General features: G+C 43.2%; 23 protein-coding genes and 1 pseudogene. 21 read left to right on the forward strand and 3 right to left on the reverse strand.

Translation table 11 applies throughout. The features are described 5' to 3' along the window. Positions 1-14: 14 nt before the first annotated feature. The 8 genes from rlmN to der all read left to right on the forward strand — a co-directional run bounded on the left by rlmN (position 15) and on the right by der (position 8,865). Positions 15-1,247 (forward strand): 23S rRNA (adenine(2503)-C(2))-methyltransferase RlmN, encoded by a 1,233-nt coding sequence (rlmN, locus tag FTV52_RS07860; protein WP_004975094.1) that lies wholly within the window; start codon positions 15-17, stop codon positions 1,245-1,247. 75 nt (positions 1,248-1,322) lie between these two features. Beyond that, positions 1,323-2,111 carry a type IV pilus biogenesis/stability protein PilW gene (gene pilW, locus FTV52_RS07865; RefSeq protein ID WP_371971077.1) on the forward strand — a complete coding sequence of 263 codons (789 nt, stop codon included), beginning with the start codon at positions 1,323-1,325 and terminating at the stop codon, positions 2,109-2,111. Further along, entirely contained in the window at positions 2,102-2,911 is an 810-nt protein-coding gene (locus tag FTV52_RS07870; RefSeq protein WP_004975098.1) for a RodZ domain-containing protein, read from the forward strand. Before pilW ends, FTV52_RS07870 begins: the two co-directional genes overlap by 10 nt. A gap of 22 nt (positions 2,912-2,933) precedes the next feature. Further along, positions 2,934-4,055 (forward strand): flavodoxin-dependent (E)-4-hydroxy-3-methylbut-2-enyl-diphosphate synthase, encoded by a 1,122-nt coding sequence (gene ispG, locus FTV52_RS07875; protein ID WP_131260758.1) that lies wholly within the window; start codon positions 2,934-2,936, stop codon positions 4,053-4,055. Positions 4,056-4,058: 3 nt separating this feature from the next. Continuing rightward, positions 4,059-5,354 (forward strand): histidine--tRNA ligase, encoded by a 1,296-nt coding sequence (gene hisS, locus FTV52_RS07880; protein WP_004975101.1) that lies wholly within the window; start codon positions 4,059-4,061, stop codon positions 5,352-5,354. A 30-nt stretch (positions 5,355-5,384) separates the two neighbouring features. After that, positions 5,385-6,086, forward strand: coding sequence for a tetratricopeptide repeat protein (locus tag FTV52_RS07885; RefSeq protein ID WP_131260757.1), 702 nt, complete (start codon positions 5,385-5,387; stop codon positions 6,084-6,086). After that, a complete protein-coding gene (gene bamB, locus FTV52_RS07890; protein WP_096901518.1) occupies positions 6,086-7,234 on the forward strand; it encodes an outer membrane protein assembly factor BamB in 1,149 nt (382 codons plus the stop codon). The genes FTV52_RS07885 and bamB overlap by 1 nt, the downstream gene beginning before the upstream one ends. Positions 7,235-7,452: 218 nt before the next feature. Continuing rightward, positions 7,453-8,865 carry a ribosome biogenesis GTPase Der gene (gene der / locus FTV52_RS07895; protein ID WP_004975107.1) on the forward strand — a complete coding sequence of 471 codons (1,413 nt, stop codon included), beginning with the start codon at positions 7,453-7,455 and terminating at the stop codon, positions 8,863-8,865. A 93-nt stretch (positions 8,866-8,958) separates the two neighbouring features. Here the strand turns inward: der and FTV52_RS07900 are convergent, their stop codons facing one another. Next, a complete protein-coding gene (locus tag FTV52_RS07900) occupies positions 8,959-9,732 on the reverse strand; it encodes an SDR family oxidoreductase (RefSeq protein ID WP_004975109.1) in 774 nt (257 codons plus the stop codon). A gap of 107 nt (positions 9,733-9,839) precedes the next feature. On the opposite strand from FTV52_RS07900, the gene mazG reads away from it, so the two are divergent. The 9 genes from mazG (at position 9,840) to yjgA (ending at position 16,550) form a co-directional block, all read left to right on the forward strand. Then, positions 9,840-10,601: a nucleoside triphosphate pyrophosphohydrolase gene (gene mazG / locus FTV52_RS07905; protein WP_179990499.1), complete on the forward strand. Its 762-nt coding sequence runs from the start codon at positions 9,840-9,842 to the stop codon at positions 10,599-10,601. Between the two features lie 16 nt (positions 10,602-10,617). Then, positions 10,618-11,085 carry a ComEA family DNA-binding protein gene (locus FTV52_RS07910; protein WP_096901517.1) on the forward strand — a complete coding sequence of 156 codons (468 nt, stop codon included), beginning with the start codon at positions 10,618-10,620 and terminating at the stop codon, positions 11,083-11,085. Positions 11,086-11,214: 129 nt separating this feature from the next. Then, entirely contained in the window at positions 11,215-12,681 is a 1,467-nt protein-coding gene (pcnB, locus tag FTV52_RS07915) for a polynucleotide adenylyltransferase PcnB (RefSeq protein ID WP_179990501.1), read from the forward strand. Beyond that, entirely contained in the window at positions 12,678-13,166 is a 489-nt protein-coding gene (gene folK / locus FTV52_RS07920; protein WP_004975118.1) for a 2-amino-4-hydroxy-6-hydroxymethyldihydropteridine diphosphokinase, read from the forward strand. Before pcnB ends, folK begins: the two co-directional genes overlap by 4 nt. 49 nt (positions 13,167-13,215) lie before the next feature. Further along, the gene (gene panB, locus FTV52_RS07925) at positions 13,216-14,025 is read left to right on the forward strand and encodes a 3-methyl-2-oxobutanoate hydroxymethyltransferase (protein WP_096901515.1); all 810 of its coding nucleotides are present in this window, start codon (positions 13,216-13,218) and stop codon (positions 14,023-14,025) included. 1 nt (position 14,026) lies between these two features. After that, positions 14,027-14,872: a pantoate--beta-alanine ligase gene (gene panC, locus FTV52_RS07930; protein ID WP_004975122.1), complete on the forward strand. Its 846-nt coding sequence runs from the start codon at positions 14,027-14,029 to the stop codon at positions 14,870-14,872. Between the two features lie 24 nt (positions 14,873-14,896). Beyond that, entirely contained in the window at positions 14,897-15,748 is an 852-nt protein-coding gene (gene rapZ / locus FTV52_RS07935; protein WP_004975124.1) for an RNase adapter RapZ, read from the forward strand. Then, a complete protein-coding gene (locus FTV52_RS07940) occupies positions 15,745-16,014 on the forward strand; it encodes an HPr family phosphocarrier protein (protein ID WP_026438354.1) in 270 nt (89 codons plus the stop codon). The genes rapZ and FTV52_RS07940 overlap by 4 nt, the downstream gene beginning before the upstream one ends. Positions 16,015-16,016: 2 nt before the next feature. Beyond that, complete coding sequence (yjgA, locus tag FTV52_RS07945) at positions 16,017-16,550, forward strand: ribosome biogenesis factor YjgA (protein ID WP_131260753.1); 534 nt, start codon at positions 16,017-16,019, stop codon at positions 16,548-16,550. 107 nt (positions 16,551-16,657) lie between these two features. Here the strand turns inward: yjgA and FTV52_RS07950 are convergent, their stop codons facing one another. Further along, positions 16,658-18,304 (reverse strand): acyl-CoA synthetase, encoded by a 1,647-nt coding sequence (locus FTV52_RS07950; RefSeq protein WP_179990502.1) that lies wholly within the window; start codon positions 18,302-18,304, stop codon positions 16,658-16,660. Between the two features lie 202 nt (positions 18,305-18,506). Continuing rightward, positions 18,507-19,535, reverse strand: coding sequence for an AraC family transcriptional regulator (locus FTV52_RS07955; protein WP_179990505.1), 1,029 nt, complete (start codon positions 19,533-19,535; stop codon positions 18,507-18,509). A gap of 121 nt (positions 19,536-19,656) precedes the next feature. Between FTV52_RS07955 and FTV52_RS07960 the strand changes: the two are divergent. From FTV52_RS07960 to thrS, 4 genes and pseudogenes are all read left to right on the forward strand, one after another. Then, a pseudogene (locus FTV52_RS07960) lies at positions 19,657-21,374 on the forward strand (neutral/alkaline non-lysosomal ceramidase N-terminal domain-containing protein). A gap of 191 nt (positions 21,375-21,565) precedes the next feature. After that, complete coding sequence (locus FTV52_RS07965; RefSeq protein WP_131260750.1) at positions 21,566-22,849, forward strand: D-arabinono-1,4-lactone oxidase; 1,284 nt, start codon at positions 21,566-21,568, stop codon at positions 22,847-22,849. A gap of 58 nt (positions 22,850-22,907) precedes the next feature. Next, positions 22,908-24,077 carry an alanine racemase gene (locus tag FTV52_RS07970; RefSeq protein ID WP_179990507.1) on the forward strand — a complete coding sequence of 390 codons (1,170 nt, stop codon included), beginning with the start codon at positions 22,908-22,910 and terminating at the stop codon, positions 24,075-24,077. Between the two features lie 188 nt (positions 24,078-24,265). Continuing rightward, the gene (gene thrS, locus FTV52_RS07975; RefSeq protein ID WP_004975142.1) at positions 24,266-26,188 is read left to right on the forward strand and encodes a threonine--tRNA ligase; all 1,923 of its coding nucleotides are present in this window, start codon (positions 24,266-24,268) and stop codon (positions 26,186-26,188) included. The last annotated feature ends 2 nt before the right edge of the window (positions 26,189-26,190 follow it).

Here is a 26,190-nt window from a genome sequence, read left to right on the forward strand (position 1 = left end):
TTAGGTATACACACATGAGTACAGAAGTCCTCGCTGCATCTGCGACAGATGTTCAGCAAGCATCTGCGTCCGCTCCTGCACAGTCTGCGACTGCAGAGAAAGTGAATCTCCTTGGCATGTCACGTCCACAAATGGAAAAATTCTTTGAAGATTTAGGCGAGAAGAAATTCCGTGCAGGGCAGGTGATGAAATGGATTCACCAGTTTTTTGTTACAGATTTTGCTGAAATGACCAATATTTCAGGCAAGTTACGTGAAAAACTGGAAAAGATTTGTGAAATTAAAGCGCCTGAAGTGGTGCATAAAAATTATTCTAAAGACGGTACTCGTAAGTGGGTATTCCGTGTCGGTGATGGTGAAGGCTCATTGGTCGAAACCGTTCTGATTCCTGCCGAAGACAAAACTGGCTCACGTAAAACCCTGTGTATTTCATCGCAAGTAGGTTGTGCACTGGACTGTTCATTTTGTTCTACGGGTAAACAAGGTTTTCAGCGTGACCTAACCCAAGCCGAAATTATTGGTCAGTTGTGGATGGCAAACTATTCCTATATGGAAGATGTGCCTGTGATTGAACGTGAGCGTTCTGTGACCAACGTGGTGATGATGGGTATGGGCGAACCGTTGTTGAATTACGATGCCGTCTTGAACGCCATGCGCATTATGCTAGATGACTTTGCTTATGGCATGTCTAAGCGTCGTGTGACTTTATCGACTTCGGGTGTTGTACCTAAAATTGACCAATTGGCACAAGATATTGATGTGGCTTTGGCAATTTCTTTGCACGCCACCAATAACGAACTGCGTGATGAACTTGTTCCAATCAATAAAAAATATCCATTGGAACAATTAATCGCAGCTTGTCAGCGTTATATTGGCAAAGATGGCAACGAAAGTGCGCGTAAACACGTGACCATTGAATATGTCATGTTAGATGGTGTAAATGACCATCCTGAACATGCGCAGCAAATGATTAAGCTACTCAAGAACCTGCCAAGCAAGATTAATTTGATTCCATTTAACCCATTTCCGCACGCGCCGTATGGACGTTCAAGCCGAAATCGAATTATTTCTTTCCAAAAAACTTTGTCTGATGCAGGTTTTGTGTGTACGATTCGTCAGACACGTGGTGATGATATTGATGCCGCGTGTGGGCAATTGGTCGGACAAGTGGCAGACCGCACCCGCCGTGCCGAACAGTGGAAAAAGAAAGTTGCAGCGCAAAATGAAATCATACGCTCGCAAGGATAATGACTTGTATAGATAACTAACTTGCATCGAACGAAGACGCAAAGGGGATGTCCATTGAATAAGCCTGTATTTAAAATCGCACAAATTACAACTGTTTGTATTTCGGCAATTTTTGCTGCAGCTTGTCAAACCACAGCTCCAACCTTAGGGCAAAAAGACCCTGAAAAAGCGGTGCAAGTACGTACGCAGTTGGCAGCAGAATACTTAAAAAATGGCGATTTAGACTCAGCCAAACGCGCACTTGATCAAGCTTTGGAAAGCGATTCACGTGATTCCACCGCTAATATGATGATGGGCGTGTTGCTGCAACAAGAAGGCAGCAAGCTGAATTTAGAAAAAGCCGATGCGTATTTTAAGCGTGCCATTGCCGCTGACCCAAAAAATGCACAAGCGCGTAACAACTATGGTACGTATTTATATCAAGTAGAACGCTATAATGATGCGATTGAGCAGCTCAGTATTGCAGGTGCAACACTGGGTTATGATCAACGCTTTAGAGCATTGGAAAATGTAGGTCGTATTTACTTGAAATTAGGCGATATAGAGAATGCCGAAAAGTCATTCAAACAAGCCTTGCAAGCCAATCGCGATTCTTATGTTTCAATGTTAGAGTTGTCGGAAATTTTATATTTAAGACAACAATTTGCACCCGCGCGACAATTGTATGAACAATTTGTACGTGCTGTGGGGCAAAAAAATCAGGGTGCGCGTGCCTTATGGATTGGGATTCGTTTAGCACGTGCCAATGGCGATCAATTGGGAACTCAGGTTTTAGTGAACCAGCTGCGTGCATTATTTCCCAATAGCCAAGAATACCAACGTTATTTGCAATTACAGTACAGTACTGAGGCCGTATGGAAGTAAATCCTAATTCACCGCAACCCACACAGGGGACAACGCCTGTACCCCATGCATTAGGAAATGTTCAACGTCCAGGTGAGTACCTTCGTCAAATTCGCGTCAATCAAAAACGCGAACTGGATGATGTTTCAAAAGATTTGAAAATTCCATTAAAAACGCTGATGGCGCTAGAGCAAGACGAATATACCGCTTTGCCTGAAGCGACCTTTATTAAAGGTTATTATCGTACCTATGCCAAATATTTACAGGTCGATGCTTCAGCCATTATTCAGCGTTTTGATGAAATTTATGCCAACGATACAGGGTTGTTGCCAAATCACGCCTTGAACAATTCACCCATCAAAATTATGGGAAAACTGCCAGGCTCTAACCGCGATCGCAATAAAAAGTGGCTCACACGTATCGCTGTGATTGTGGCGGTATTGCTGTTGTTGTGGGCATTGGTCGCGCTAATTCAAAACTGGATGTCGTCTGGTCAAGAGGGTGCAGAACCTGAAATTGCAGTACTGCAATCCGATGTGCAAATCATTTCTGACAATGCGACAGGCAGCACGCCTGCACTTGCTTCGGGCGATCAGCTGAATTTGCAATTTGCTCGTCCAACTTCAGTGCATATTGTTGACTCTGCTGGCAATGTTTTAGCGACAGGACGTCAAGCCTCTACTTTAAATTTACAAGGCGAAGCCCCATTTCAAATTCGCTTAGATGATGCGACTGCTGTGTCATTAAGTTTGAACAATGAGTCGATTTCATTATCGCCATATACTGTGAACGGAAAAGCAGAATTCCGTTTATCTCGATAATGCAGCAAGGTAGAGCGATATCATGATTGTAAATCCAATTCAACGCCGTCCGACCCGTAAAATTCGTGTGGGTTCTGTCTATGTGGGTGGTGATGCGCCCATTAGCATCCAAAGTATGACCAATACGGAAACCTGCGATGTTGCTGCAACCGTGGCGCAAATTCAGCGTTGTGTAGATGCGGGCGTAGACATCATGCGTGTTTCTGTACCGACCATGGAAGCCGCAGCTGCATTTGGTGAAATTCGTAAGCAAGTATCTGTGCCGTTGGTGGCAGACATTCACTTTGACTATAAAATTGCGTTGGCAGTTGCTGATGCGGGTGCAGACTGTTTGCGGATTAACCCGGGTAATATTGGTTCGGAAGCTAAAATTCGTGAAGTCGTAGCTGCTGCCAAACATCATGATATTTCTATGCGGATTGGTGTGAATGCGGGATCGCTAGAAAAAGATATTCAGAAAAAATATGGCGAGCCGACAGGCGCAGCATTGCTGGAATCTGCCATGCGTCATATTGATATTTTAGACCGTCTAGATTTTCAGGAATTTAAAGTTTCAGTCAAAGCATCGAATGTGTTTTTAACCATGGATGCTTATCGTTTGTTATCACAACAAATTGATAATCCATTACATTTGGGCGTAACTGAAGCAGGTATTTACCGTACAGGTACCGTAAAATCTGCAATTGCTTTGGGCGGTCTGCTCATGGAAGGCATTGGCGATACCATGCGTATTTCACTTGCGGCAGAACCTGAAGATGAAGTTAAAATCGGTTTTGATATTCTAAAATCTTTAGGTTTACGCTCTAACGGGATTAACTTTATTGCCTGCCCAAGCTGTTCACGTCAGGAATTTAACGTCATTTCTGTAATGCAGGCATTGGAGGAGCGTTTAGAAGATATTCGTACTCCAATGGATGTATCGGTCATTGGTTGTAAGGTAAATGGTCCAGGCGAAGCCAAAGAAGCAGATATTGGTGTGGTGGGCGCAAGTCCGCGTTCATTGGTTTATCGTAATGGTGAAAAGAGCCATTTAATTGATACCAATCAACTCGTTGATGAAATCGAAAGCATGGTTCGTCAGCGTGTTACAGAGCTTGAAGAAGCTAAATCTAAAGAGATTATTCGTACAAATTTTTCTGAGTAAGTCATGAGTTCAATTGTTGCAATTAAAGGTTTTAATGACATTCTTCCAACGCAAACACCTGCGTGGAGACGTCTAGAGCAACATTTAGCATCTTTAATGGATGCTTATGGTTATCAACAAATTCGTTTGCCAATGGTTGAGCAAACCAATTTGTTTAAGCGTTCAATTGGTGATGCGACCGATATCGTCGAAAAAGAAATGTACACATTCTTAGACAAGGGCAATCCGCCTGAGTCTTTGACTTTGCGTCCTGAAGGAACTGCAGGTTGTGTACGTGCCATGTTAGAGCACAATTTGCTACGTGGTGCGACACCGCGCGTGTGGTATATCGGACCAATGTTCCGTTATGAAAAACCGCAAAAAGGTCGTTATCGTCAATTCCATCAATTTGGTGTGGAAACTTTTGGTGTTGCAACACCAGATATGGATGCCGAACTTATTTTAATGACTGCGCGTTTATGGAAACGTATGGGCGTTGCCGATAAAGTCCGCTTAGAGTTGAATACCTTAGGTGAGTCGGATGAGCGCGCAGCGTATCGTGCCGCTTTGGTTGAGTTTTTGGAAGCGCACAAAGCCGATTTAGACGAAGATTCACAGCGTCGTTTAAGTACCAATCCACTGCGTATTTTGGACTCGAAAGATGCTAAAACACAAAGCATCCTAGAAAATGCACCAAAATTGCATGATTTTATGGGCGAAGATACGCTGAATCACTTTGCCCAATTACAGCAATATTTAACCGATGCAGGCATTGAGTTTGTGATTAATCAAAAACTGGTACGTGGTTTAGATTATTACAATAAAACCGTTTTTGAATGGACAACCACGCATTTAGGTTCGCAAGGCACAGTTTGTGCAGGCGGGCGCTATGATGGTTTGGTTGGGCAGTTGAAGGGTAAGGCAGATCAGTCCGTACCTGCCGTGGGCTTCGCCATGGGCATTGAGCGTTTATTGTTGTTGCTTGAACAAGTCGAAGACAATACGCCTGTACGTGATTGTGAAGTATTCTTGTTGGCAGATCCAACAACTCAAGGCAAGGCGTTGGTTTTAGCTGAGCAAATTCGTGACCAATTCGAACAAGCGGGCAGCCAGATTCGCTTAAAAGTTGGTTCACAAGGCTCAATGAAAAGCCAAATGAAAAAAGCCGATCAATCAGGTGCAATCTATGCCTTGATTTTTGGTGAGCGCGAAGCGGAAGCACAGCAATTGGCAGTGAAAACCTTGGCAACTGCTGAGCAAACGACTGTTGCAGTGACCAAAATTGTGCCTTTCATCATTGAAAAATTTTCTTCACAATAAGCCAAATAACATAAGGAAAAGGGTAATCCAATGAGCGCATTGAGTGATGACGAACAACTTGATAGTTTAAAATCGTTTGCGAAAAAATATGGTTCAGCCATGATTAGCGGGATTTTAATTGCGTTGATTGCCTTTTTCGGATGGCAATATTGGCAGAAAAAAACCTTGGCAGAGCAGCAAATGAATACTGCTAAAGTGCAACAACTGATGGATGATGCACGTACAGCAGAAGGCAATCCAGATGCCTTCAGTCAATTGTCTGCAACTGCCGATAAAATTGTGAAAGAAGCCCCTGATTCTGCGCAAGCTATTCAAACTCAATTCTTAATGGCTAAACTCGCTTACGATCAGCAAGATTTTGCTGCCGCAGAAAAAGCCTTAAAGAAAGTTGAAAACTCTAAAGTAAAAGACCAAGGCTTAGTGCAATTGGTTAAGTTGCGTTTGGCTTATGCACAGTTGGCGCAAAAGAAATACGATGAAGCTATTCAAAGTTTGGCCGCGGTGACTGATCCTGCATTTAAAGCGACTGCAGATGAAGCGCGTGGCGATGTTTATGTCGCGAAAAATGACCGTGAAAATGCCAAAAAAGCCTATCAAAGTGCATGGGATACTTTGGTGGAACGTAAACAAGAACGTCAAATTTTACAAATAAAACTCGAAAGTGTTGGTGTTTTGGTGGATGATCCTGAAATTGAACGCCCAGTATTAGAAACACAAGTGGATGAGAGCTAATGAATAGAAAGTATAAAATACCGTTTGCACTGACCGTTTTAACCCTCGCTTTAGTGGGGTGTTCTACCAATAAAATTAAAGTTGCAGAAGTTAAGCCAAATCCACTGCCAAAACTTGAGCAAGCACAAAGTCTAGTTCCTGTATTTTCACAAAGCGTTGCATCGACTACATCAGCCGATCCACTACGCCTGCAATTAGATGCCGAAAACGGGGTAATTTATACTGTTGATCCTAAAGGTGAGATGGCAGCCTATCAAGGCAAGCAACGTCTTTGGCAAAAACAAGTGTCTAAGCAAGGCTTAACTGCAGGTGTCAATGCTGCTGATGGCATTGTGGTTGCAGGAAACAGTAAAGGACAATTGTTTGCTTTAGATCAGCAAACAGGTGAGCAAAAGTGGGTTGCACAGTTAACAGGTGCAATTCTTGCGCCATCGTTAATTCAGGCGGGTCGTGTGGTGACTGTAAGTAATGACGGCACGGTATATGCACACAATGCCGAAACAGGTCAGTTGGTGTGGACTTACAACTTGCCAAACGTGCAATTTAGTTTGCGTGGTATGGCTGCACCTGTGGCGCTCGATTCACGTACTGTACTGATTGCTTCTGCAAATGCCTATGTCTATGCACTGGATATTGTTACAGGCGTACCACGTATGCAGCGCCGCGTTGCCATTAGTGAAGGCCGTTCAGACATTCAACGCTTAAATGACATTGATGGCGACCCAGTGGTTGCTGGTCAATTCTTGGTGACCACAAGCTACCAAGGTCAGGTCACCGTATTGGACTTGGCTTCACAACAAGTGATTTGGAGTGAAGATGCAAGCAGTACCAAACGTCCAGAAGTTGCGGGGAATGGTGTATTTGTCAGCACTGCAGATGGTAAAATTGCAGCTTACGAAATCACATCAGGACAAGCACTTTGGGAAAATGACAGTTTGCTCAACCGTCGTTTATCTAATCCTGTGTTGTTTGGACAATATTTAGTGGTCGGTGATTTAGATGGTGTTTTACACCTCATTGATCCAAGCTCAGGGCAACTGGTTGGACGTTCAAAAACCAATGGCGAAGTCCGTTCATTGCGTGTAATTGACAATCAACTCTATGTCGCAACGCAAAAGGGCGCATTAAGCGTTTGGCAGAACCGCTAATTTTGTTCTGACTTTTATGCTAAAATAGTTGTCCGTATTTTTACGCGGGGTAATTGAATCATCAATGCCCCGTGTTTTTATTTAATAGAGTGGTCGATGTTCTCTCTGTCGTTTGCGTGGTCGCAACGCTGAACCCAACATCCATACTCTGTTCTTTCTTCCACAGTTTCGGATGTACAGACCATTGAAACTGACTGATCTTGAATAAAGGTTAATCTATGAAACCCGTAATTGCGCTCATTGGTCGTCCGAACGTCGGAAAATCAACGCTGTTTAACCAGATTACCAAGAGCCGTGATGCACTTGTTGCTGACTTTGCAGGTCTGACACGTGACCGCAAATATGGTGATGCAACCTATCAAAATAAATCTTTCATTGTGGTCGATACTGGCGGTATTGGCGAAAGTGAAGGTGGCATCGACTCTTACATGGCTGAACAATCTAAAACAGCCATCCATGAAGCCGATATGATCATTTTTGTGGTCGATGCACGTGCAGGCTTGTTGGCATCGGATGAGCAAATTGCGCGTGAATTGCGTACTTTGGGCAAAAAAGTATTCTTGGTGGCGAACAAAGTAGATGGCGTACATGCCGAAGCCGCTTTGGTTGAGTTCTTTAAACTAGGTATGGGCGAGCCATTGCAAGTGGCTGCCAGTCATGGTCGAGGCGTTCAGCAAATGCTGGAAGACGTTTTGGCGGATGTTCCTGAAGATGAAAACCCAGATGCACATGATCAAGACACAGGTTTGCGTTTAGCCATCATTGGACGTCCAAACGTGGGTAAATCGACACTGGTTAACCGTTTATTGGGCGAAGAACGTGTGGTGGCATACGATCAGCCGGGTACGACACGTGACTCTGTCTATATTCCGTTTGAGCGCAACGAACGTAAATACACCTTAATTGATACTGCAGGTGTGCGTCGTAAAGGTAAGGTCGATGAAATGATCGAGAAATTCTCGATTGTGAAAACCTTGCAAGCCATGAAAGATGCACACGTGGTGGTGATTGTAGTCGATGCACGTGATGGTATTGTCGAGCAAGATTTACACTTGATTGGTTACGCACTTGAAGCAGGGCGTGCCATGGTGATTGCGATTAACAAATGGGACAATATGTCCGAATATGATCGCAAACAATGTAAGTTAGATGTTGAGCGTCGTTTTGACTTTATTCCATGGGCAAAAATCCACCTAATTTCTGCCTTGCATGGTACAGGCGTGGGCGATTTATATCCTTCTATTCATCGTGCTTATGAATCATCACACTTAAAAGTGTCACCTGCCAAATTGACGCAAATTTTGAATGACGCAACAGATGCACACCATCCACCTAAAGTGCAAGGTCGTGCTATTAAAATGCGTTATGCACACATGGGTGGACAGAACCCGCCAACCATCGTGATTCATGGTAATAAGGTCGATAAAACTCCTGCAGATTACCGTCGCTATTTAGAAAACGTGTTCCGTAAAGTCTATAAGCTGGAAGGTACACCTGTAAAAATTGAATTTAAAACCTCTGAAAACCCATTTGAAGGGCGTAAGTCACAAGTGGATGAGCGTACTGCGGCACGTCGTCGTCGTTATGTGCAGAAGTTTAAGAAAGCCGAGAAGAAGTTTAAGCGAGGCTAAGGCTTAAATTTTGACGCGTTTGATTAAAAAATCCCGAATGTGAATTCGGGATTTTTTTTGAGCAACTTAATTTAAATATAGATAGATGTAGAATTAATGACGCTTCGCCAACAAGCTATTCGACAGACGATTTAACCATTGTGGGCTAATACTCGAAAGTTGCATTAGGGTTTTGGCTTTTAAACCGACCGCACGATGCGTATTGGTCAGAATCGAATCTTTAACCGTCGCTTGTTGATACACCACCTGGGCGACATCTTCTGTCGATAAATGCACGCCCATGTTTTGAATGGTGGCTGCATCCATATCTTTCACCATTGCAGTTTGTACAAATAGCGGCATCACATCTAAGACCCGAGTGCCGTATTTTTGCCACTCTATATCTAAACCTTCCGTAATGCCACGTACTGCAAATTTGGAAGCAGAATAAGAAATTAAATCGGCTTGTCCATAAATCGCAGATGCCGAAGACAGGTTAATCACCCGTGCAAAACTTGCTTGTTTTAAATAAGGCAAAGCCGCATGACAACCGTTTAATACACCATTCACATTCACTGCCATAGTCCGATGATGCGCTTCTATGGGTGTGTCTTCAAATGCGCCTGAGTAGAGAATTCCTGCATTATTCACCAAAATATTCAATTCACCTGCCCATTGGCAAAAATCGGATAATGCAGCTTGCCAACTGGCATAGTCTGCTACATCAAGCAAACCTGCATGCGCACGCTCACCCAATTGTTCTGCCAATTGCTGTGCTTGTGTGAGATGAATATCATAAATACCGACACGGTAACCTTGCCGATAAAACAATTGTGCGATTGCCGCACCAATGCCTTGTGCAGCGCCACTAATCAAGATACTGTGCATTTGAACTTGCTCCCTGATGTTATTTTTGTTGTGCATATCGTCCTTGCCGTCTGAGCATAACAAAAAAATGGTGCATTCGTGCAATAAATTGAAATAAGGAACAACCCATGCAGCAATTGCTTTCAATCATGCAACAGTTACGTCAACAATGCCCGTGGGATCAAAAACAAACCCCAGAAAGTTTGACTCAATACGCAATTGAAGAAGCTTATGAAGTTGAAGCAGCAGTGCGTTCAGGCAAGGTGGATGATGTACGTGATGAACTGGGTGATTTGTTGTTGCAAGTGGTGTTTCAGGCACAAATGTATAGCGAACAAGGCGCATTTGATTTTCAGGATGTGGTGCAAGCCATTTGCGATAAATTGATTCGTCGGCATCCACATGTGTTTCAGGCAGAACAGTTTGCGCAGCTCAGCGCAGAAGATGTCGCTGCTTTATGGAAAACCATCAAACAACAAGAAAAACAGGGTAAAGCAAAGTCACGTTTAGATGAGGTGAAACATGCACCCGCCTTGGTGCAAGCACAACAAATTCAACAACATGCGGCACAATTGGGCTTTGACTTTCATACCGTGCAAGGTGCGTATGGCAAGTTAGAAGAAGAATTGCAAGAATTACAACAGGCGATTCAACAGCAACAATCCGATGAAATACAGGATGAGTTAGGGGATTGTTTGTTTTCTTTAATCAATGTTGGGCGTAAACTTGGCGTGTCCAGTGAGTTGGCATTATTGGGCACAATTCATAAATTTAGAACACGCTTTGCTTACATTGAAGATCAGGCCGAATTACAACAAAAAACAATAGAAGATATGACTTTAGAAGAAATGGATCAACTTTGGGAGCAGGCAAAACAACAATTAAAATGACAGGTTTTGCGGCAACATGAATATATCGCAGCAATTAAAAGTTTCTTTTCGCTTTTTTTCTTTCGGATGGCAGTACTGGCTTGCATTGCTGTTATGCAGTATCAGTGTATGGACTACAGCACAAAATGTGCAATCTAAGCCTGCGCAGGTGGGTGGGCACAGCTATGATCAAAACTATTTAAAATGGAAAGCGCAGCAAGCCGCGCAAGATCAGCGTTTAAGTGCGGCTCAAACCACATCATCAAGCGCAGAACATTATTTAGCACGTCCTACTCAGCAAAGTGCGCATACAAATCAAGTGCGTTTAAATAGCGCTTCACTAGAACAATTGCAGCAATTGTCTGGGGTGGGCATGAAAAAAGCACAAGCGATTGTGGAATATCGAAAACAAAATGGAAAATTCCAAAGTATTGAAGAACTTCAGCAAGTCAAAGGGATTGGGTCTGCCTTATTTGCCAAGAATAAACACAAGTTGGCATTGTAGCTGCAAGCAGAATTTTAGCACTGCACATTGCAAAATTAGCATGTGAATCAAATTGCCCTTTGATTGTGTTAGAGATATGATTAGCGACATCTTATCTGTTTTACGTTCAGACGTAGGAGACAGCGTCTTTTGCAAACTTTGCGCGCGTCAAAATGTGGTTTATCTACCGCTCAATTACCTTCTTCCATTTTAGATATTCTAGATGCTTTAACCAAAGCAGGCTATGAAGCTTATATCGTCGGTGGTGGAGTTCGTGACTTAATGTTAGGGCTAAATCCGAAGGATTTTGATGCCGTAACCAATGCCACACCCTCACAAGTGAAAGAAGTTTTCGGACGACGTTGCCGAATTATTGGACGACGTTTTGAGCTGGCGCATGTCTATGCAGGGCGTGAACTAATTGAAGTGGCCACTTTCCGTGCGCCACCGAAAAAAGCTGTGACTTCTGCGGCGGGGATGATTCTGCGCGATAATAACTGGGGCACAATCGAGCAAGATTTTGCCCGTCGTGACTTTTCAATCAATGCGTTGTATTACCAGCCACGCAAAGGCATCGTGTTAGATTTTTGCAATGCCGTAGATGATATAAAGCACAGAAACTTGCGTTTATTGGGCGATCCAACTTTACGTTTTGAAGAAGACCCAGTGCGTATGCTGCGTACTTTGCGTTTTGCTGCCAAATTAAATTTCAATATTGATCCAAAAATTCTTAAAATTTTTACGCCTGAAATGACGCAGTTATTGCGTGATGTATCGCCACACCGTTTATATGATGAGTCGCAAAAACTCTTTACGATGGGACATTTAAATAAAGTCCTGCCGATGTTGATTGAGTTTGGTATTTGGCGTCAGTTATTTGCCGACATCAAGCCAGACATCAACTCATTTATTGAACGTGCAGCAAAAAATACCGATCAACGGATTGCGATTGGTAAAACCATCAACCCTGCATTTTTCTATGCGGTGCTGTTGTGGCAACCGTTTTTAGAGCGTTGTGACTTTTATCTTTCTAAAGGTGTGGTGGCAGCCGAAGCGCGAGCCCAAGCAGGTTTAGATGTACTGAAACGTCAGGCGACACGTACCATTATTCCTCGTTTTGCTGAAACTTTTATTCGTGAAGTTTGGGAAATGCAAACCCGTTTATTGCAACCGAAACCACAGCAAATTGAAGCATTGTCTGGGCATGCGCGTTTCCGTGCAGGTTTTGACTTTTTATTACTGCGTGAAAAAGCAGGCGATAGCTCGACTTTAGGAATGGGTCAGTGGTGGGATGCCTACCAGCTTATGAGCACCGATGAAAAAGAACGTGCGATTGCCCAATATAACCGATTACGTGCCAAGAGCCGCCGTAAAACAGCGCAAGAACCTGTTGATGTGGCACCAGCAACACATGCTGCCGATATGCAGATTGAACCCTTGGTGAATGAGCCTGAGCCTCGTAGTCGACGTGCGCGTAAAGCCAAACAGTATGAAGAAAATCGGGCGCAATTGACTGCTACAGCAAACGGTTCAGGTATTGGTGCAGATCATCCGATTTTAAAACGTAAACGTGTGCAACGTGATTTAAGCCAAGTGATTTTTGGGCCAACACAATGAGCAACATCACCTATATTGGTTTAGGCAGTAATTTGGGCGATTCGCGTCAAATTTTGACTGAAGCGGTGCAAAAACTGGCAACTTTGGGGCAAGTGCAGACTTCTAAACTGTATCAAAGCCCACCAATGGGGCCACAAGATCAGCCTAATTATTTGAATGCTGTGGTACGTTTAGATACCGAACTTGAAGCCTTGGCATTGTTAGATGAATTACAGCGTTTTGAACAAGAGTCGGGTCGGGTGCGTTTACGTCATTGGGGTGAGCGTACGCTAGATTTAGACTTGTTGATTTATGCTGATGCCAACATTCAAAATGAACGTCTGACTGTACCGCATGTGGGGGTGTTAGAACGTGATTTTGTCGTCATCCCGTTGTTAGATTTGGATGCTAACTTAAGCGTTAAGGGACAATTATTAAAACACTCGCCATTGCTTGAACATCCGAGCTTAACTGTTGTAGATGCCAGCAATTGGGCAGGGCTATAAAGTTTTAAATTAAGCATGCGTGATGCTTTTTCCATAGAGGAATATTTTCATGATTAGTTTAAGTGACCTAAGAAAATTTAAAGCGGAAGGTCGAAAATTCTCCTGCCTGACTTGCTATGATGCAAGCATGGCGAAAGCAATGGAAATTGCTGAAATTGATACGATTTTAATTGGCGATTCTTTGGGGATGTCCATTCAGGGGCGTGACTCAACCTTGCCTGTCAGCGTGGCGGATATGGCTTATCATACTGCGGCGGTGCGTCGTGGTAATCAACATGCTTTTATTTTGACTGACTTGCCATTTATGAGTTATGCCACCTTAAATGATGCATTGCAAAGCTCGAAAGAGGTGATGCAAGCGGGTGCACAAATGGTCAAAATGGAAGGTGGTGCATGGCTCAGCGAAACCGTTGCAACACTGACCCGTAATGGTATTCCTGTCTGTGTACATTTAGGTTTAACGCCACAATCGGTGCATGTATTTGGCGGTTATAAATTACAGGCACGTACCCGCGAAGCTGCAGATAAACTGATTGCTGACTGTAAAGCTGTGGTAGAAGCAGGCGCGGCGATTCTGTTACTAGAATGTGTGCCAGCACAGCTAGGTCAAGAAATTTCTGCCTTGTTCCCTGAAATTCCAGTGATTGGGATTGGTGCAGGTGCAGACACTGACGGTCAGGTACTAGTGGTGCAAGACATGCTGGGGCTGACTTTTGGTCGTGTCGCAAAATTTGTACGTAACTTTATGAAAGAACAAGCGGGTGAAACTGCCATTTTGGATGCATTTAAAGACTATCATGCTGCAGTTCAAGATGGTTCTTTCCCTGCACGTGAACAAACTTTCCAAGTCGAGTTGTAATATGAAAACTGAAACCACAATTCAAGGCTTAGCGGCTTCATTACAGCCTGCACGCGCTGCGCGTAAAACCATTGGTTTTGTTCCGACCATGGGCAATTTGCACGAAGGGCATTTGACCTTGGTGCGCGAAGCGAAAAAAATATGTGATGTGGTGGTGGTCAGTATTTTTGTCAATCCAATTCAATTTGGCCCTAATGAAGACTTTGACAGTTATCCGCGAACTTTAGACCAAGACAGTCAATTGTTGGCAGAAGTCGGTTGTGACATTATTTTTGCGCCTTCAGTTGAGCAAATGTATGGCAGCAAACCACGTTTGACCAATATTTCAGTGAGCGAGATTACGGCAGACTTATGTGGCTTGCAGCGTCCTGGACACTTTGATGGTGTTGCGGTGGTCGTGACCAAGTTATTCAATATGGTACAGCCAAACTATGCTTTCTTTGGTGAAAAAGACTATCAACAACTGGCAGTCATTCGTCAGTTTGTACGTGACTTGAATATTCCGCTAGAAGTGATTGGTGTGCCAATTGTACGTGCAGCAGATGGTTTGGCACTTAGTTCACGCAATGGGTATTTGAGCGCTGAACAGCGTCAAATTGCACCGACAATCTATCAAAGTTTAAAGGCCGCTGCACAAGCATTACAGCAAGGTGAAACTTTGTCACAAGTGTTAGCGAATATTAAAGCAACATTGACAGCAGCAGGCTTTGTTGTGGACTATGTAGAGGCGCGTACAACAGAATTGCAGAAAATTGAAGCATTTAGTGAAGATCTGGTGTTGTTCGTTGCAGCAAAATTGGGCAATACACGTTTAATTGATAATTTGCAGGTCAAACATTCTGCATAGCTGGCAATAGAAGGGTTGCATGCCATGAAACGTATTTTGATCGTGACAGGTCAATCGGGTTCAGGAAAATCTTCGGCATTACAAGTGTTGGAAGATTTGGGTTATTACTGTATTGATAATTTACCTTTGGCATTGCTTCCCGAAATTGTGGATAAACTGGATCAGGAAAATAACTTGGAACAGTTGGCATTGGGGGTAGATGTACGCAGCACCCGTGCCGACTTGCAAGAGTTTGATTTGGTATTTGAGCAACTGCAAAAGCATGGTTCAGTCGATATTATTTATCTGACCACGCAAGATCAGGAATTGATTGCCCGTTTTAGCGCATCACGCCGTCCGCATCCACTCTCTAGCCGTTTTAAAAGCTTGAATGAATGTATTCAAGAAGAAAAAAACTTGTTGATGCCGATTCAGTTCCGCTCTACGGTGCATATTGATACCACGGACAAAAGCGTGCATGATTTAAAACATGTGTTGTTGTCTAAACTTGGGCAAACCGACAACCTGATTGTGATTTTACAATCCTTTGGCTATAAGCACGGAATTCCCTTAGATGCCGATTATGTGTTTGATGTGCGTCATTTGCCCAATCCCCATTGGGATTTGGAGCTAAGAAAACATTCAGGCTTAGATGCACCTGTGCAGGAATTCTTGCAACAAAGTCCGCAAACCCATGAAATGTTTCAGGACATCCACCAGTTTTTAGAAAAATGGTTGCCAGCCTTTGCCGAAGGGCATCGTCACTACATCACCATTTCAATTGGCTGTACGGGTGGGCAACACCGTTCCGTTTATATCGTAGATAGACTAAAAAAAGCACTTGAGGCAAAATGGTCTATTCAAGTCTTACACCGAGAAATGAAGCACTGGTCATGATTGACACAACTGTTGACGTAATTAATAAACTAGGTTTACATGCACGGGCATCTGGGAAACTGATTGAAGTGACCACCAAATTCCGTTCGTCAATCCAAATTGGTAAAGGCGACAAATTGGTTGATGCCAAAAATATTATGTCCTTGCTCATGTTAGGTGCAGGCAAGGGAACTACTTTACGCTTGGTGATTGATGGTGCAGATGAAGAAAAAGCTTTATCTGATATTCAAGCACTGTTTGCAGCAAAATTTTACGAGGCAGATTAATCGTGGCACGTCGACCGCAACGTTTTACCGAAGATGACTTTGAATCTTTAGAAGGGCGTGCAAGTAAAACCGAACAGAAAAAAGCCGTACAACGTATGGCTGCACTGGGCGAACAATTGGCGCAGTTAAGCGCCAAACAAATTCAGAAACTTCCAGTAGAAGAGCGTTTAATTGATGCTTTACTGGAATTGCAAAGCATTACTTCACATGAAGCACGTCGTCGTCAGTGTCAGCGTATTGGTAAATTGTTGCGTAATGAAGATGAAAGCGTAATTTTGTCTTATTTGACACCGCAACAAGGTGCGAAAAAAACCGCACAGTTACAGCGTTGGGTAGAGCGAATTATTAAAGACGGCGACCCTGTGATTAATGATTTTAGTAAAACCTATAAAGCAGCTGAGCGTCATACGCTGCGTCAGCATGTGTTGCGTATCCACCGTGATATGAAACAGGAAGTGTCTGCGGAAGAACTTGAAGCATCTAAGCTCAAGTTGTTTAACTATGTGCAGCAAGTGGCTTTGCTGTCAGAAAACTAAGCTATCAGAGAACCAAGTGATCAAACGCGAGCTTGTCTGATTGCAATAAAAAACGACTCATAACGAGTCGTTTTTTATTGTCTTTTATGTGTAAGGATTTTCAAATTTTAGCCGAACTCACCGACTGAACGCTCTTTGGCCCATTCACGCAGTACAAATTTTTGTAATTTACCTGTCGATGTTTTTGGAATTTCAGTAATCACCACATCCTTTGGTACTTTAAAACGCGCCAAATGTTGACTGCAATAGGCAATAATTTCTTCAGGGCTGACCTGCTTGCCTTCTTTCAGTTCAATAAAGGCACACGGGACTTCCTGCCAACGTGGATCTGGTTTTGCCACCACTGCAGCAGTCAAAATTGCAGGATGTTGATACAACACCTCTTCCACTTCGAGTGAAGAAATATTTTCACCACCTGAAATAATCACATCTTTAGAGCGGTCAGTAATTTTGGCGTAGCCATCGGGTTGGCAGACAGCTAAATCGCCCGTATGGAACCAGCCACCTGCAAATGCTTCTGCGGTGGCTTCTGGGTTTTTCAAATAACCTTTCATCACGATATTGCCACGGAACATAATTTCGCCCATGGTTTTGCCGTCTTTTGGTACAGGTTGCATGGTTTCTGGGTCTAAAACTTTCATGCCATCTTGCAGCGGATAAGGCACGCCTTGACGCGAATGTAATTGTGCTTGTTCTTGAATGGATAGGTCGCTCCAGCCTGCTTGAGAAGCACACAGCGCAGATGGGCCATAGGTTTCAGTTAAGCCATAAACGTGAGTTACGTTAATGCCAATATTGCGCATACCTTCAATAATTGCTGCTGGCGGTGCAGCACCCGCAACCATCACTTCAACACGGTGATCAAACTGGGTCTTTTTCTCCTCAGGGGTGTTGATGAGCATCGACAAGACAATTGGCGCACCGCAGAAATAATCGACTTTGTGCTCTGCGATTAATTTAAAAATCAGTTCAGGGTCGACTTTACGCAAGCAGATATTGGTGCCACCGTTGGCTGCCATCGTCCATGCAAAACACCAGCCATTACAGTGAAATAGGGGCAGTGTCCATAAGTAGGTCGCACGGGGTGTCATCCCGCAGGCAATAATATTGCTGGCTGCATTAATGTAAGCACCGCGATGATGATAGACCACGCCTTTCGGGTTGCCTGTCGTGCCAGACGTATAGTTCAGGCTAATTGCATCCCATTCATCTTTAGGTAAATGCCATTCAAAATTGGGGTCACCTGCAGCCAGCCAAGTTTCATATTCAATCTGTCCGATGCTGAGAGCGTTGGCGGCATGTTCATATTCTGTATCGTTGACATCAATCACATAAATTTCATGATTGACCATCTCCAACGCTTCTTGTGCTAAAGCTGCAAATTCAGGGTCCACCAAAAGCACTTTGGATTCTGCGTGATCAAGCATAAATGCCAGTGTTTTAGCATCTAGACGAGTATTTAAGGTATTCAGCACTGCACCTGCCATTGGTACGGCAAAGTGTGCTTCTAGCATGGCGGGAACATTAGGGAGCAGCACCGAAACAGTATCATTTTTGCTGATGCCTAAATTTTGAAGTTGATGCGCAAATTGGCAGCAGCGCAAATAAGTTTCGCGCCAGGTAATTTGACGGGAACCGTGAATAATTGCGTTTTGGTGAGGGTAAATATAAGCTGCCCGTTCTAAGTAACGTAATGGGGACAAGGCGACAAAGTTCGCAGGGGTACGCGGTAATTCATCGTATGCGCTGACCATTGTTATTCTCCATAATATGTGTCGTTATTTTATCCAACTTAAAAAGATAGGGATTTTATGGCAGCTTTGCAGTTATGCTTTAGTCGAAAATCTGTTGTTTTTGTTTTGAATCGCTTGTAAGTAAATTTAAAAAATAGTTTAAGTAAAATTTAGCAGCTATTTTTTATTCAATAAAAATAGTAGCTTATTGGAAAATATTAACTTATTCTGTCATTTGGCTTTTATAGAGTGATGGGCTGAGACCTGTCCAACGCTTAAATGCACGTCGAAATTCGCGTAATTCACTAAAGCCAAGTTGTTGGCTAATTTCAGTCATGCTCAAAGGCTGTTGTAGCAGTTGTTTGGCTTTATTTTCCAAAACGTGTTGGCGCAGGTTTTGGAAGTTGCAGCCTTCGGCAAGTAATTGTCTGCGTAAATGTCTTTCGCTCATTTGAAAATGTTGTGCCGCTTGGTGCATATCAAAGTGCTGAGGTAAATGCTGTTCGATTAGATAACTCAACACGTGTGCATATTGCTGTTGATTAATCGCCTGCATATCCTGATACGCTTGTTGGCAGACACGCAGGGCGGTGCTGTAATTGGCGGCACTAGAGGTTTTAATTTGGCGTCCTAAAATCTCTGGTCGGAACACCAAAGCATTCATGTATGATGAAAAGTGCAGAGGACATTGATAATGCACCTGATAAGCCTCTAAATAGTCGGGTTGGGCAAAACTAAAATGCACTTCGACCAAATCTTGATGATTGCCAAGCATGACGTCTAAGCAGCTAACAATACTGGAGAGGACTTCATCGCAAAAAAAGCGCAGTAAGTTCCCCGTGGGATAACGCTCTTTCATCACCAGTGTAGGAGAGGTCGAGGAAAAATCGTACTCCAAATCCATCACACTGCCTGAAATGGGATGGTACTGCAGTCCTGTCTGTGAGGCTTCTACAACATTTTGACTGGACACCATGGCAAAACCGAGCATGCCCATGGAAATCAGCCCCTTGTCACGTCCAATTTCTAAGCCTAAATGTGCACATTGAGTGTCTTGCAGGGCGCGTGTCACCACTTTGCAAATATCTTGAAATGAAACAAAACCATTGCCTTGGACGATTTGATCAAGATCTTGAGAAATTCCCTGAAACCATGGTTGATAGGGGATCTGTTGTTCTTTGGCGTAATGAATCAGACCTGACAATAAGGCAGGCGGCACGTGCTGCAGCAAGTAGTTTGAAGTTGCTGACATAAGTCCGATTATCCCCCCATGCCATTGTCGCTTTGACCCTTATTTGCCGTGATGCAATTTTGTTTAATGGCGTTGATCAGCGTCATGACTGATTGTATAGATGAAAAGGAATACGATTGCAATGTATTTGGTGGGTTGGGATAAACAGGAAATTCATATTCAGCCAAAAGGGCTTGCCATGTTTGGTTATGGCAACTGGAAACATCGTGCCTATGAACAACGAACAGCTTTATTTGCCCGCAGTATTTGTATTCAAACCTTAGACAATGACTTATTAATTTTTTGCTGTCTGGATATGGGGTGTGTGACCTATGCCATGCGTCATTTAGCGATACAGCGTTTACAGCGTAAACTGGGGGAGCGTTTTCAGCCGCAGCGTTTGGTATTGATGGCAACGCATACTCATTCTGCACCTGGCGGTTGTGCACATGAAGCGTTGTACAATATGCCCACACCTGGTTTTGTGCCTGAACATTTAAATGCAGTGGTCGATGCGATTGTGGGCAGTGTGCTCAAAGCTTTGGCGACCCAGAAAAAACCGATATTTATATGAGCAATGGTCGTTTTGCAGAAGAAACGCCAGTGGCATGGAATCGCTCTTTAACAGCGTATAACCGTAATCCTGATGTATCTCGTAGAACGCTGGAACAGGCACATTTGGCCTTAGATAGTGATATGCAATTGCTTGGTTTTTATCGCGAAGGTAATTTACAGGCAGTTTTTTCTTTATTTGGGGTGCATGCTACCTGTTTAAGCAGTCGTTTAAGCGCTCATGATGGTGATAACAAAGGTTATGCCGCACTTTGTACCGAGCGTGCACTGCAACAACGTGGGGTCAAAAATCCTGTGGCAATTTTTGCCCAAGCCGCAGCGGGTGATGTTTCTCCACATTATCATGGCCCTGAGCAGTCACAGGTACGTGCTGCAATGCGCGATGAAAAAGAATACGAATATACACAGCAAAATGGTCGCTATCAAAGTGAATTGGCACTGAAAGCTTTGGCACATAGAGGTACGCCGTTAATGGGAGCTTTAGATGCTGTGTGCCATTATGTCGATTTAAGCAATATTGAAATTCCAGTTGAATTTGCGATGGGGCAAACAGATGCAAAAACCAGTGCAGCCTGTCATGGTGCAGCATTTTTTGCAGGAACACCTGTAGATGGTGCAGGTGTGGCACAACCGATTTTTAAAGGTATGCAATGGTTAGCGCAGCGAGTGAAAAAGAAAAAGTTGAGTAATCCTCAAGCCGCAGATTATAGCTATTATCAACAGCTATATGCCTCACAAGGCCCCAAAGATATTGTGCTGGAATGTGGTTCTAAAACCATTTTTGGCAAGCCACTGAATCATTATCCTAAATTTTTAGACAAACTGATTGCAGAAATGAACAAGCAGGCCAGTGTAGGCGCAATTGATCATAGCTTGTTGGTACCGAATGTAGTGCCATTACAATTAATTAAAATTGGCGACTTAACCTTGCTGTGCTGTCCTGGGGAAATTACTACTGTTGCAGCTAAGCGGCTCAAAGTAACCGTACAACAAGAATTGGAATCGACTCAAAAAGTATGGTTGGCTTCATATTGCAATGATTATATGGGCTATGTGACCACCTTCGAGGAATATCAACAACAAGCCTATGAAGGTGGTCACACTTTATATGGACAGTGGACTTTGGCAGCGTTGCAAACTAAATTTCAATATTTCGCAGAGCAATTGAATTTGCCTATTCCACAACGCGATACAGCATCGTTATTACCGCCCGCTGTACCTTTGGATGAATTAGAAAAAAGAACATATCGTGACAGTTTGAAAGCTAATGCGCTAAATGAATTGTAGTTTTTTTATACATTGTTCCATGTGAAACATATTCTAAATCATGTACTAGTCAGGAGGTTAATCTAAATCAATATGGATAGAGAGGTCATTTATCTCATCCATGTGTCTCTATTTTTTTAATGCGGTACTTTAAAAAGTAACGCAAAACAAACTGCAATAAAAATAAATGCCACGCAGAAAAAGGAAGGATTATGAAACAGCGTTGGAGTAACTGGTCTGGAAAGCAAACAGCCTATCCAGACTTTTTACAGCCGAAAAATGTAGATGAACTGAAAAAAATTGTGCGAAAGCACGACAAAATTAGAATGGTCGGAGCAGGGCATTCCTTTAGCCCCTTAGCCACAACCGATGATGTGATGGTGAATTTAGATCATATTCAGGGGGTGCATCAATTTAATGCACAAAAGCAGCAATGCACCTTACATGCAGGGACTCGGCTGTACAAACTGGGTGAATGTCTAGCTCCGATTCATCAGGCGCTGCAAAATCAGGGCGATATTGATCATCAGAGTTTGGCAGGTGTGGTTGCAACAGGAACACATGGCACAGGTGTGGATTTACCTTGTCTATCGGCTTTGGTGACTGATTTTGAACTGCTCACAGCAGAGGGTGAGGTGTTGCAATGTTCACCTGAACACAATGCTGAAATTTTTCAGGCAGGTCGGGTCGCGCTGGGCAGTTTTGGGGTGATGACCAAAATCACTTTACAAAACCGTTCGCGCTATAAACTCAAAGAGCAGCTACGTTTATGTGCCTTGAGTGATATTTATCAATATATAGACCGTTGGAAGCATCAACATCGCCATATTGAGTTTTGGGCATTTTTACACAGTGATCAGGTGATTTTAAAAACCTTAGATGAGAGCCGAGGATTGACGGATCCTCGTCCGCAACATTGGTTATCAGAAGACCGTTTATTAAATTTTTGTTCGGAAATAACCCGTGTTTTTCCACAGTTAAATCCGTATTTACAATCTTTGTTGGGCGTGTTTATCAAACCGAGTACTCATGTCGATTGGTCGAGTCAAATTTTCCCAACGCCACGCAATACCAAATTTAACGAAATGGAATACCAATTGCCTGCCGAGCAAGGTTTGGCGTGTTTAGAAGAATTATTGGCGGTTTTGAAACAACAGCGTGTCGCCATGTTTTTCCCAATCGAGTTTCGCTATGTCAAAGGCGATGATATTTGGCTGAGTCCTTTTTATGGACGGGATTCGGTGTCTATTTCAATCCACCAATTTTATAAACAAGATTGCCAACATATTTTTAAATGGGTCGAACCGATTTTACAAAAATATCAGGGACGTCCACATTGGGGCAAATTGCACAGTATGCAAGCGGATCAATTACGTGAGTTATATCCAAAATGGGATGATTTTATGCAACTTCGTGAGCAGCTTGATCCACAGCAAAAATGGATTAATCCATATTTAAGACAAATTTTCACGATTCCAAGTTTGAGTGCAGCGTGATGTTCAATAAACAACTCAAGCAATCGCAAAATAAGAGCATTCAATTAGGGAGCGTGACATGCAAAGTGATTATTTTCAGCAACTCACCCACAGTTTGCAGCAACAGGGTACAGGAACACCGCAACTGATTGTGGATATGGCACGTTTTCAGCATAACTTGGATTATGTTGCAGCCCATTTGCCTGCACGGTTGCAACCACGACTGGTGGTGAAATCGCTAGCGTGTTTGGAGATATTGCAACACGCAAGCCAAAGTCTGAATACGCAGCGTTTTATGTTGTTTCATCTGCCACATTTGTATGAAGTGATGCAGCACTTTCCACAAGCAGATGTACTGTTTGGCAAGCCAATGCCAATACGTGCGGTAGATGCTTTTTATCAGCAGGTGATGGCGTCTGCTGAGAATATCCAATTGCATTTACAATGGTTGGTTGATCAACCTGCACGTTTACAACAGTATTTACATTTGGCACAACAACGCCAGCTTTGTTTGAATATTAATCTTAAAATTGATATCGGTTTGCATCGTGGTGGGGCGCAAGATCATGCTGGATTTATGCAAATGCTGGAATTGATTCAGCAGCATCCACAACATTTAAAACTGTCAGGTTTGATGGGGTACGATGCGCATGTGGTGAAATTACCAAATGTATTTCATGCACAAGCCAAAGCCTATCAACACTCACAGCAGCAATATAGAAATTATAAACAACTGATTCAGCATCATTTTCCAAAGTTGTGGCAGGATGACTTGTGTTTTAACGGTGGTGGTAGCCTGACATTTATGCAGCATTGTCAGCACAGTGAATGTAATGATCTGGCTTTTGGTTCGATGTTGCTTAAACCCAGTGATTTTGATTTAAAAATCTTGTCAGATTTGCAATCGGCTTTGTGGATTGCAACACCTGTTTTAAAGGTATTGGCTGCGGTACTAGTGCCTGGCTTAGATCGTTTGCAGTCCTATTTGCCACAATCCAATCAAGCCGTTTTTGTTTATGGTGGCTATTGGATGGCAGATTATGTTTATCCTGAGAGCAGTCATCCACATGCTTTATACGGACGCAGTAGCAATCAAGAGTTGATTCAAGTACCCAAACAGCATCGCATCCAAATAGATGATTATGTATTTTTACGCCCGCAACAGAGTGAGGCGGTGTTGCCACAGTTTGAAGCGGTGTATGCCTATCAACATGGACAATTCACGCCGTGGGCAACCTTTAGGGAATAAAAACAGCTGAAATGCCGATTCTTTGGCTTTTTTAGTACACAAAGGTTTAAACCTGTACGCAAGCCGTGTAAAATTTAAGGCGCTTTTTATTTATACACCGTTTTTATCTTTTGAGGGTCTCCCTTAATCATAATCTCGCGGTGATATGCTCCATGGTACGGGGCATCACTCCTTAAGGATTTTTATCTATGCCTATTATCACTTTGCCAAATGGCGATCAAAAACAGTTTGATCAAGCCGTATCTGTGATGGAAGTTGCTCAAAGCATCGGTCCGGGTCTTGCCAAAAATACAGTTGCTGGACGTGTGAATGATCGTTTGGTCGATGCCTGCGATTTAATTACCGAAGATGCAACCCTACAAATTATTACGCCTAAAGATGAAGAAGGCGTAGAGATTATCCGTCACTCATGTGCGCACTTAGTGGGGCATGCGGTAAAACAGCTTTTTCCTGAAGCGAAAATGGTGATTGGCCCTGTCATTGAAGAAGGTTTCTACTATGACATCTGGATGCCTCGTCCATTTACGTTAGATGATTTGGCAGCAATCGAAGAGCGTATGAAAAAGCTCATCGACCAAGATTATGATGTTGTGAAAAAAATGACCCCGCGTGATGAAGTAATTGCAGAATTCACAGCGCGTGGCGAAGAATATAAATTACGTTTGATTGCAGACATGCCAAACGAAACCCAAATGGGCTTGTACTATCATCAAGACTATTTGGATATGTGTCGTGGTCCACACGTTCCAAACACTAAATTCTTAAAGTCGTTCAAACTCACCAAAATTTCAGGCGCTTATTGGCGCGGTGATGCGAAAAACGAACAGTTACAACGTATTTATGGTACGGCTTGGGCGGACAAAAAACAGCTCGCAGCGTATATCAAACGTATTGAAGAAGCAGAAAAGCGTGACCACCGTAAAATTGGTAAAGCTTTGGACTTGTTCCATATGCAAGAAGAAGCACCAGGCATGGTGTTCTGGCATCCAAATGGCTGGACGATTTACCAAGTACTTGAGCAGTACATGCGTAAAGTACAACAAGACAACGGTTACCTAGAAATTCGTACCCCGCAAGTGGTCGATTTCACGCTATGGGAAAAATCAGGACATGCTGCCAACTACGCAGACAATATGTTCACTACCCATTCTGAAAACCGTAACTATGCAGTAAAACCAATGAACTGCCCATGTCACGTACAAGTCTTTAACCAAGGGTTAAAGTCATATCGTGATTTGCCAATTCGTCTGGCAGAATTTGGTTCATGTCACCGTAACGAGCCATCAGGTTCACTGCACGGCATTATGCGCGTACGTGGCTTTACTCAAGACGATGCCCACATTTTCTGTACCAAAGAACAAATTGGGCCAGAAGTTGCAGACTTCATCAAACTGACTTTAGATGTTTATAAAGATTTCGGTTTTGAAGAGGTGCAAATGAAACTGTCTACACGTCCTGAAAAACGTGTGGGAGATGATGCACTTTGGGATATGGCAGAAAAATCTTTGGCTGATGCCTTGGATGCTGCAGGTCTGGAATGGGAGTTACAACCGGGTGAAGGTGCGTTCTACGGCCCGAAAATTGAATTCTCACTGAAAGACTGCTTAGGTCGTGTGTGGCAATGTGGTACAATTCAGTGTGACTTTAACTTGCCTGAGCGTTTAGAGGCATCTTATGTCACTGAAGACAATGATCGTGATCAGCCTGTAATGTTGCACCGCGCAATTCTTGGCAGCTTTGAACGATTTATTGGTATACTTATTGAGCACTATGCAGGCTTTATGCCACCATGGTTAGCGCCAGTGCAAGCTTGTGTCATGAATATTACCGATTCACAAGCTGCTGCAAGTGAACAGGTCGTCGCAAAACTTAAAGAAAACGGTATTCGTGCTATTTCTGACTTGAGAAATGAGAAAATCGGCTTTAAGATTCGTGAGCGTACATTAGAGCGTATTCCATACTTACTGGTACTTGGGGACCGTGAAGTGGAAGAAGGAACGGTAAACGTCCGTACTCGCTCAGGAACAAATTTGGGTACTATGTCAATTGATGCTTTCATTGACCTAGTGAAAACAGCCGTCGCAGAACGCGGCCGGTATATTGTGGAGTAACA

Origin of the sequence: Acinetobacter sp. YH1901141 (assembly GCF_013416935.1) — a bacterium.
Classification (GTDB): domain Bacteria; phylum Pseudomonadota; class Gammaproteobacteria; order Pseudomonadales; family Moraxellaceae; genus Acinetobacter; species Acinetobacter towneri.